General features: G+C 55.9%; 3 protein-coding genes. All 3 read right to left on the reverse strand.

All coding sequences use genetic code 11. The features are described 5' to 3' along the window. A partial coding sequence (locus KBX13_RS11275) for an Ig domain-containing protein (RefSeq protein ID WP_256022253.1) occupies nucleotides 1-2,768 on the reverse strand: 2,768 nt, incomplete at its 3' end. 478 nt (nucleotides 2,769-3,246) lie between these two features. Beyond that, complete coding sequence (locus tag KBX13_RS11280; RefSeq protein ID WP_256022255.1) at nucleotides 3,247-8,046, reverse strand: YPDG domain-containing protein; 4,800 nt, start codon at nucleotides 8,044-8,046, stop codon at nucleotides 3,247-3,249. Nucleotides 8,047-8,477: 431 nt separating this feature from the next. Beyond that, nucleotides 8,478-10,256 (reverse strand): Rib/alpha-like domain-containing protein (locus KBX13_RS11285; RefSeq protein ID WP_256022257.1); only part of this gene is annotated, 1,779 nt, incomplete at its 5' end.

The raw sequence follows: 10,256 nt of genomic DNA on the forward strand, positions 1-10,256 counted from the left end.
TTGACCTTTACACCAGTGTCCTGCTTGTCATTAGTCGGATCAACAGGCTTCTTACCAGACTCATCAACCGTGGTCTTGTCGGAGCCGTTGTCGTCAACACCCTTCTTGTGGCCGTTGACCTCAACCTCAATGTCCTTCTTGCCACCGTCGAGATCCGGATCCTCAACAGTCACCGTAATCGGACCATCGACATCCTCACCCGGGGTGACGTGAACGTTACCGTTCTCATCAATCTCGACCGGGACGTCCTTGCCGTCCTCATCCTTAGCAGAGATCTTGGTGTCATCATCCGGATTGTTGACCTTTACACCAGTGTCCTGCTTGTCATTAGTCGGATCAACAGGCTTCTTACCAGACTCATCAACCGTGGTCTTAACACCAACAGCCAGCGGGACGATGTCGGTGTGCTCGGTCTCGTTGCCATCACGATCAACCAGAACGTACTTCACAGTCACGTTCGGCTTCTCCTCCGAAGCCTCAACCTCGGCAGTCGGCGTACCAGTGATCTTGCCGTCCTTAAACTCCAAACCAGCCGGAAGACCGTCAACCGTGATGGAATCCTTCTTCAGCTCAAAGCCCTGCGGCAAAGCATCGAAACCTTCAGGTTTGACATCCTGGGAGTAATCTTCACCAACAACACCATCAACCAGCGGCGTATCCGTCACCACAATCTTGGTCACGACCTGCTTCTGACGAGGCTCCGTCACCTTCTGCTTCGTGGTCTTCTCGACGCGCTTATCCTCCGGTGCATTCGGATTCTCGTACACCGGATTACCCTCAGCATCGACCTCCGGCACCCACTTCTCGACCTCAACATCAACCGTGCGGGTCACAATAACCTCAGTGGTACCAGCCTTGGTCGGCGTACCAGTGATCTTGCCGGTCTCGGGGTCAATTTCAAGGCCATCAGGCAGCTTGTCAGCAGAGTACTTCGGCGTAGCACCCGCAACGACGTTGTCCGGCAGCTTCTCAAACAGCGAAGCAACATCATCGGCCGAGTACTCATCGTAACGCGAGCCCAACGGCAACGGCTCAGGAACGACAGCGGTAAACGAGTCCGCAATCTCCCAATGATCCGACGCCTTCTTCGACACCGGGTCATAATCGACAACGGCAGCAGTGTAGACCGTGGTCTCCTTCAGATCCTCAGGCGCCTGGAAATCACACGACGGGATAACACCCTTGTCATCGCTCTTAGCGATGCACATCGCATCCTTGATCTCAGTCTGCTTACCGTCCGGACCAGTTGCATACCAACGGATCGCGTAATCCGAATTCGGCACCAACCCAGCAGTCTTCGTGGTCACCTTCGACCCGGCACGACCCTTATTGTCATACGAGTTGTACTCCGGAATATCAAAGATCGGCCGTGCAGACATCAACGGGAACTGTAGACCAACCATATTGTAGCCCGCAGTCATGCCACCCTGATCTTCGTAATTCTGGAACATGTTCATCGGGAACGCCGAATTCTTGACGTCACGACCCTCAATCTTCGGGTAGATGTACATGTAATCGGTGTTGATGTGACGACGCTTCGCCGAGTTAATCGCACCACCAGAAAACGCACCATACCGAGAAGCACCAGTCTCAGTCTCAAACGTTGCAGCAACCTTGCCGAAGTCGCCTTCTTCAAGCTTGTTGGAAGTCTGCGCGGTCTGATTTTCCTGCGTGCGCGAGACACCATAGGTGCCCTTAAACGGCAGGTAAATCTTGCCGTCATCCTTCGCCGGCACCACTACCGTCTCAGCGATATGCGAACCTACACCATGCTCAGCCTGGTACGCCTTAATGATGCGTTCCTGGTTCTCACGCTCTTGCTCAGCGGTGTAGCCCTTGTTCGCATCCTTCCACGCATCAATCTCACGCGCGACCTCATCGTTGAGGTACGAGGCAACAATCTCTACACCACCCGCGGCACGGTCACCCTGCCCAGGCTGGTACTTGTAGTAGCCCGGCAGCGAACCGGCATCCTCACCGGACTCCCACCAAATCTGCGACTGGTTCGGCGCAGCAATACTGTGGATCGTACCAAAATCACCGTAATCCGCGAACTGTCCATCCACCGTCGGCTGGCCAGTCTGGCCATCAAGTGCACGCGTCCACTCGGACTCCGGCTTCGCCAGCCAATCAACCTGCGCAGGCTTCTCCTCAAGCACGAAACGTCCAGCAGTAATACGGGAACCGGACGGACCAGCCGTAAAGTTCCAGGATTCCTGGGTGCGACCAAGGCGCGTGGAGTAGCGGCCGGACTGCATATCACCAGACATAACGACGGAGTACTTGTCCTTATCCGGGTTCTCGCCCCACACACGAACCCTGAAATTAGGGTCGCCAGCCAGGTAGAACGCCGGCGCATCGTATTCGTTGGTGACCTTCTCAGACAGGTCGAAGGAGAAGCGGCCTTCGGAGTCTGTCAGCGTGTAGAACGTCGGGGAAACCTCGCCCTTCCCGTTCACATACTGCAGGTAGATGACATTGCCCTTCAAAGGCTCGTCACGGTCATCGCGTTTGTCCGGACGACCGTTCTTGTTGATGTAGGCGTAGCCGTGGTAGCCGTAGTAATCACGCCATCCGCCCTTGGTGTAAATAGCGTTTGGTACCAGCTGGTTCTTGCCCTTTGCTTCTGCAGGCGCCTCAGCGCCAGCCGCTACAACTGGTACGTCCTGAGCGAACGCAACTGGCTGCGCAAGTGGTGCCACCAGAGCAAACGACAATGCGGCCGCAGCAATCGACGTGCCACGACGTGCCTTAAATTGGCCTCGCATAAACATTCCTTCCATATGGTCTAATCAATGTGACTACCTACCTGTCAGCCAAGGTCTCATAGAACCGCAAAACTGCAGGTGGTGGACGTAGACAAAGGTCAACGATTAGTCACTCGCTATAAATTGTGTCAACCGATGGAAAATGCAGGACCTCCACAGCGCCTTTCTAATCCTCCACCAGAAATGGTTACAAATGTCAGATTAGTGCAGTTCGGTATCCACGATTTTTTCTATTGATACAATTGAGTCACTTTAAATGAAACTAATTGACATAGTTCCATTAGGACCAGCTCAATTAAGCTAGAAGACAAATGTTAATAATTGTCGAAACAATTAAGGGCAATTGTTTAAATGCAAAAGTTGTTGCCTATTACAGTAAGCGCAATAGGCAACAACTTTAATTTTCTTAGCGATGCTTTAGGGCAGATTTACGAAATGTAGCCCCCTGCATGGGGGAGGAGGCTACATCGCGTTCCCTTTACGCCTTCGGCGTATCGGTTTCAGGTGCTTTCGGAGTGGACGTCGATACGTTCTTGTCCTCCTTGGAGGACAGCTTCGTCGTCTTACCGGACGAACCCTTCAGCTCCAGGTCCTTGACCGAAGAGCTTGGTCCACCAGGCTTGCAGTTGTCGTAAATAACCGTGCCAGCCAAGATGCCAGCAGCAATCAGCACGATACCGGCAGCAACCATACCCAGATCCGCACCAACGGTACGCAGCTGCGCATTAATCTGCTCAACCTGACGAGCCATCTCCGGATTGAAGATGCCAGCCTGCTGCTGAATACGAGTGTTCACATCCTGCAGCTGAGCATTCACCTGAGCAGTCACATCGCTGAGCACCGGAATCTGAATCTGGGAAGCCAGACCCAGCGGCAGCAACGCGATCAACGGCAGACCGAAGCCGACAGCGGATGCAACACACTTACCGGTGTCACGGCCGTTATCCGACTTGTCGAACGGATTCCAACCGTTCTTCACCTCATCTTCGTTGGTGACACCGTCACCATCGAAGTCACCATTCGGCTCCAGAATGGACTTACCATCCTGGCCAACAAGCACGAACTGTGCCTGCTGATTTTCCTTGGTGGTCTTGCCGTCGGAAAGATCAAAGATCACAGCCGGTTTAGCAACCTTGCCAAAGTCCTCCTCGAACTTCTTGAAGTCAACCTTCTTACGGTTGCCCTTCTTGCCGTACAGATCGTCGAACTGCTTCACCAGCTGCTCAACAGTCGGAGCCTGACCATTCACAGTCGCGTCCTTCGGCGTGAACTTCCAGTCAGTAGCACCATCGGCCTTCGGGTAGCCCTTAGCCTCCGGATTGTCCTGTACCTTGATGCCCTTGAGGTCCGTAACCTTCTTTCCACCCTTGTCGGTGAAGGCTGGTGTAGCACTCTTCGTAGCACCAGGCTGAACATGAGTCTCGTCGTAGCCAGGCTTCAACGAATCCAGGTCATTGCCATGAGATGGTTCCTCGCTTGGCTTCTCAGGACCGGTCGACGGATCCGAAGGCTCCGTGTCCTTTGGCTTCTCAACCGTGACAGTGACATCGACATTGTCCTTCGAACCATCCGGGTAGGTCACAACAACCGGAACAGTGATCTTGTCACCCGGCTTCGCATCCTCAGGAACCTTAACGGTGACAGAACCATCCTCATTGACAGTCACACCCTCAGGCACCTTGTCACCAGGAGTGAACTTCGTACCATCAGGCGCCGTAGTCGGGTTACCCTCCTTATCCTTAAACGTCGGAGCAGGAACCTTGACCTCGCCTCCAGGGTTGCCCTTACCGTCCTCGTACTCAGGATTGAACTTCTCGTTGTCCTTCTCCGCCGGAGTTACCGGGGCATCCGGCTTCTCAACCGTGACAGTGACATCGACATTGTCCTTCGAACCATCCGGGTACGTCACAACAACCGGAACAGTGATCTTGTCACCCGGCTTCGCATCCTCAGGAACCTTAACGGTGACAGAACCGTCCTCATTGACAGTCACACCCTCAGGCACCTTGTCACCAGGGGTGAACTTCGTACCATCAGGCGCCGTGGTCGGGTTACCCTCCTTATCCTTAAACGTCGGAGCAGGAACCTTCACATCATCGCCAGGCTTACCAGAACCATCCTCGTAACCAGGATTGAACTTCTCGTTGTCCTTCTCCGCCGGAGTCACCGGCGCATCCGGCTTCTCAACCGTGACAGTGACATCAACAGTGTCCTTGGAGCCATCCGGGTAAGTCACAACAACCGGAACCGTGATCTTGTCACCCGGCTTCGCATCCTCAGGAACCTTAACGGTGACAGAACCATCCTCATTGACAGTCACACCCTCAGGCACCTTGTCACCAGGAGTGAACTTCGTACCATCAGGCGCCGTAGTCGGGTTACCCTCCTTATCCTTAAACGTCGGAGCAGGAACCTTCACCTCGCCTCCAGGGTTGCCCTTACCGTCCTCGTAGCCAGGTTCGTAATCCAGATTCTGGTTCGGAACCTTCGGGTTGCTGTCCTCATCATCCGGGATGCCGTCACCGTCATCATCCGGATCCGTGATGTCAGGTGTTCCATCGCCGTCGGTATCCAGCTTGAAGTTTGCCTTGACCTCATCCGTGGACTTATCTGGGTAGGTCACCGTGACCGGAACGTCAAACTCTTCCTTGGTGTCCTTGTTCAGCTTGGACTTATCCGGGAAGGTCACCGTGATCTCACCCGTGTTCTCATCGATCTTGACGACGTACCCCTCAGGGGCAGTGAAGCCGTCAGTGATCGCAAACTTCGATTCCTTCGGGGCAGTCGCGTCCTTGCCATCCTTGTCGGTGAAGGTCGGCGAAGACTTTGTCTCCTTGCCTGGGACGACGAGCTTGTCCTCGTAGGACGGCTCGTAAAGGTCCTTGTCCTTGTCGGTCACCGTGACGGTGACGTCAACGTTGTCCTTGGTGCCATCCGGGTACGTCACAACAACCGGAACCGTGATCTTGTCACCAGGCTTCGCATCCTCCGGAATGGTCACCGTGATCTCACCGGTATTCTCGTCGACCTTGACGACGTAGCCCTCAGGAACATTCTCACCCGGGGTGAACTTCGTACCATCAGGCGCCGTGGTCGGGTTACCCTCCTTATCCTTGAACTCCGGTTTCTCAACCTTGGCTTCGCCACCAGGCTTACCCTCGCCGCCCTTGTACTCCGGCTCGTAGGACAAGTTCTGGTTCGGAACCTTCGGGTTGCTGTCCTCATCATCCGGGATGCCGTCACCGTCATCATCCGGATCCGTGATGTCAGGTGTGCCATCGCCGTCGGTGTCCAGCTTGAACTTCGCCGTAGCGTCATCCTTAGAACCATCCGGGTAGGTCACCGTGACCGGAACGTCAAACTCTTCCTTGGTGTCCTTGTTCAGCTTGGACTTATCCGGGAAGGTCACGGTGATCTCACCCGTGTTCTCATCGATCTTGACGGCATAACCGTCAGGAGCCGTGTAATCTTCTGGGATTGCGAACTTCGACCCCTCAGGCGCGTCGACCTTCTCTTCGGTCGGGTTGCCCTCTTTATCTTCACCAGTCTTGGTGAATGTCGGAGAAGACTTCGTCTCCTCACCCGGAACGACGAGCTTTTCCTCGTACGCAGGCGTCAATTCATCCGCGTCATTCGTCACCAGAACGGTCCATGCGGAGACGTCGTTACCGCCGGAAACCAGGACAACGTTGAAGTAATCACCCTTCTTTGCATCCTCTGGGATGTCGAAGGTGCAAGCCTTCACCTGGGCCTTAATGCCCTTGGATTGGTCGAGTTCGCAAGTCTTCTTGACGTTGCCCTTCTGGTCGCGCCACTCAACCTTCGACGGCAAAGTCGACAAATCACCGTTGAACTCTGGGGTCACCGTCGCTCCAGGAGCGGCCGGCTTGTCCGTCGCGTTGTAGTCAGCCGTGATCGACACCGGGGTGTACGGCATGACCGCGTAGTTGACGTTGTACAGGGAGTTCAGATTCTGGAACGGAACACCAGTGAAGTCGATCGGCAGCTGGTTCTCGCCTGGAATAGCCGAAGCCCGGAAGTTTCCACCATCATTGAAGCGTTGGAAAACTGGAGTGTGGAAGCCCGTGTAACCGTTCTGGACTACACCGTCCTTGTTTTCGACCCACACGAAGACATGGTTCGGATTCAGGATATCCTCGCGATCCTGGCCCTTCTCGTACGCGCCAAAGCGCAGGGTGTATTCACCCTTATTGTTGGTTTTTCCGTAGACGGTCTTGAGGATGTACTCGGGGTGGTCCTCAAGCATCTTCTTGGTTGCATCTGCTAGCTGGTTCGGATCGTCCTTGTACTGCTCGTGCAGCTTCTGGTTTGCTGCAGCACCATCCTTGGTCAAGGTGGATGCATATACGGTGTAGCCATCCGCAGCTTCGTCGACGCCATTGAAAGACGGACCAGTAGCGACGATGCCCTTGTCTGGCCCACCAGTCTCGAGCCAGACAGTGCCGGAAATGGTGTTCGGAACGTCGGTCTGCGTCGATGCCAAATCGATCGGTCCCTTAGGGTCCTCGACAAGCTTGTCACCCTTCGCAGCCATCCAGCTGGTTTCGTGGCTCGGTGGAACTTCCTGGTAGAAAGCCGCCATCAACTGGATGTTGCCATCAGCAGCAACGAAGGAGCCGAGGGGGCCCTCAACTACACCGTTGAAAGAGCCCGGGACAAAGCCGTTGGCCTGTCGGAACATGACCATCTTGTTGCCGCGCTCGTTGGTGTACGGCTCTACCCAGATACGGTGTTTTTGATCCGTACGAGCAGACCAGGTGTGCTCCACCCCGAGCTTGTCGGTCCAGGTAATGCCTTTATCCCCGGTACCAAAAGCGAACGTACCCTGACCGCCGTTGCCACCGACAACATCCGGCAGGGTGTGGGTCTCTGCCTTAAAGATTGGCGAGTACGAACCGTCTTTGTCCTGGAACTGTGCGTAAACGGTGACGCCGTCCAGTGGAATGTTTCCGTTATCGATAGTCGATCCCGGGTTGCCCTCCGGGCCGGTCGCATACACGTGACCCGATATCAGGCCCTTACCAACACCGTGTGCGTCAGTCAGGTTGGCAGCCTTGGTGACGCGGCCACTGGCGATCATGTCGGCATCAATCACACCATTCTCATCGACCGCTGGCGCGGCCGGATTCTGATCCGCAACTGCTGGAGTTTCCTCCTGAGCAAACGCGACCGGCTGCGCGAATGGCGCTACCAACGCAAACGACAATGCGGCCGCAGCAATCGAGGTGCCCCGACGCGCCTTATATGGGTTTCGCATAGAAATTCCTTCCATAGATGCAAACAGATTGACTTCCAGCTGTCCGACCAAAAGCCATTCATGCAAAATTGTATCAACCTACGCAGCCCACAGATTACGTACAGTCGTTTTCTAATTTCGCAGGTCACAGACTTACAAACGTCGACTTTCACCCTCCGTATAGCCCATTGACGGGTGGAACACTACCTTTTTGTACATCTAAATACTTACCCCCCCCCCCCCGAAACGTTGTCACACCTGCTTTCCGGCGCAAAAGTACATGTGTGGTACACCTCTTCTTCAAATAGCCCAATTCATAAAATAAATAAGCTGTGGCCCGCTACACATTCGGTAACGGACCACAGCTTGAGTTTTTCTTATCGGATATTCAGTCCAGCTTCACGCAACCCGGCCCCCTACTCGGGGGTGCAAAGCGGATCGCGCGCAACTGGCTATTTCGTCGACTTGCCTTCCTTCTTTGCAGGCTCCGACGACAGCTTCGTCGTCTTACCGGAAGAACCCTTCAGCTCCAGGTCCTTCACAGAGGAGCTTGGGCCGCCAGGCTTGCAGGCGTCGTAAATGAACGTGCCGGCCAGGACGCCAGCCGCGATCAACGCGATGCCAGCGACAACCATGCCGAGGTCAGCACCGACGGTGCGCAGCTGGGCATTGATGCGCTCAGCCTGAGCAGCCATCTCCGGGTTGAAGATGCCAGCTTGCTGCTGGATGCGAGTGTTCGCAGTCTTCAGCTGCGCCTCTACCTGTCCCGCGAGGTCACTCAGCACAGGGATCTGAATCTGGGAAGCCAGCCCCAGCGGCAGCAACGCGATCAGCGGCAGACCGAAGCCAACAGCGGATGCTGCACAGGCACCAGCGTTGACCTTGCCAGCAACCGTGACAGTCTTCGCCTTGTTGCCGTGGCCGTCCCTCACATTGATCTTGTCGCCTTGCTTGAGCTCAACACCCTTTGGCAGGTTCACGGACCAGTTGCCGTTCGCGTCAGTCGGGGCCTCAAGTTCCTTGCCATTCGGCAACGTGACGATGATCGTCTCGTTCGGGCGGTCGCCCTTACCGGAGATCTTTGTGTCACCCGCCGTAATCGGGTTCACCGTCGGCGCGGTGGTGTCTGGCTTCTCGCCGTCGTTTGCCGGGTCGGAGCCAGCCTTGATCTCGGCTTCGTTCGTGACGCCGTCACCGTCGAAGTCGCCGTCCGGATCCAGCAGCGACTTGCCATCCTTGCCGATCAAGTCAAAGTTGGCGGTCGCGCTGTTTGTCGAGTCGTCCTCGTAGGTGAAGCCAACCTCGACGGCCGGGCGGGCGAACGGTGTGAAGGTTTCAAAGAACTTGTCCCAACGCTTCTCGACGTCAGTGCTCTTCAGCTCCGGCAGCTTCGCCTTGAACTCGTCGGAGACGTCCGTCATCGACGGCGCCTTCGCTGTGAGCACGCCGTTGTCCTGCGGGGTGAACGCCCACTTGTCAGCGCCCTCAGGCTTCTTCGCCTCAACGCTCTTCACCGGCGCCTTGGTACCGAATGGGTCGTTGGTGTTCTTCTCGCCATCAACCGGAACGCCCGTGACCTTGTCGTACTCCGGCACGAAGCGCTCGGCGTCGGTGCCGACGGTGATGGTCGTCTGCACCTCGTCGGTGGAGCCGTCCGGGTAGGTCACAACAACAGTGACGTCGTAGACGCCCGGCTTCGAGGTATCCGGGGTCTCCTTGTACTTGAACGACGTACCCTTTGGCAGTTTGTCGGCGTCCTTGATGTTGCCCTTCGCGTCCGGGGTGCCACCCGTCTCGACCTTCTGGTTCTGGCCCTGCGGATCGTTCTTGTCGGCGTCGGTCGCGTTCTTCTGCACCTTGACGTTGGCATTAACCTTGTCGGTGGTGCCGTCCGGGTAAGTGACGACGATGGTCACCGGCTTGTCGCCCTCAGTAGAGGTGTCCGGAGCCTGCTCGTACTCGAAGGTCGTGCCCTCCGGCAGCTCGTCGACGTTGGTCACGTGGTCCTTGGCTTCCGGCACCTCATTCGGCGCGACGGTCTTGTCCTGGACCTGCGGCTCGTATGTGTCAGCGTCGGACTTCTTCGGCTGCTCCGGCTTCGGCTTCGGCTTCGGATCCTCCGTCTTCGGATCTTCCACCTTCACGGTGGCCTCCACCTCGTCGGTGGAACCATCCGGGTAGGTCACGATGACGGTGACCGGCTTATCACCAGCGGTAGTGGTATCCGGATC

It is taken from the genome of Corynebacterium sp. CCUG 51687, assembly GCF_024453995.1.
In the GTDB taxonomy this organism is placed as follows: domain Bacteria; phylum Actinomycetota; class Actinomycetes; order Mycobacteriales; family Mycobacteriaceae; genus Corynebacterium; species Corynebacterium pseudogenitalium.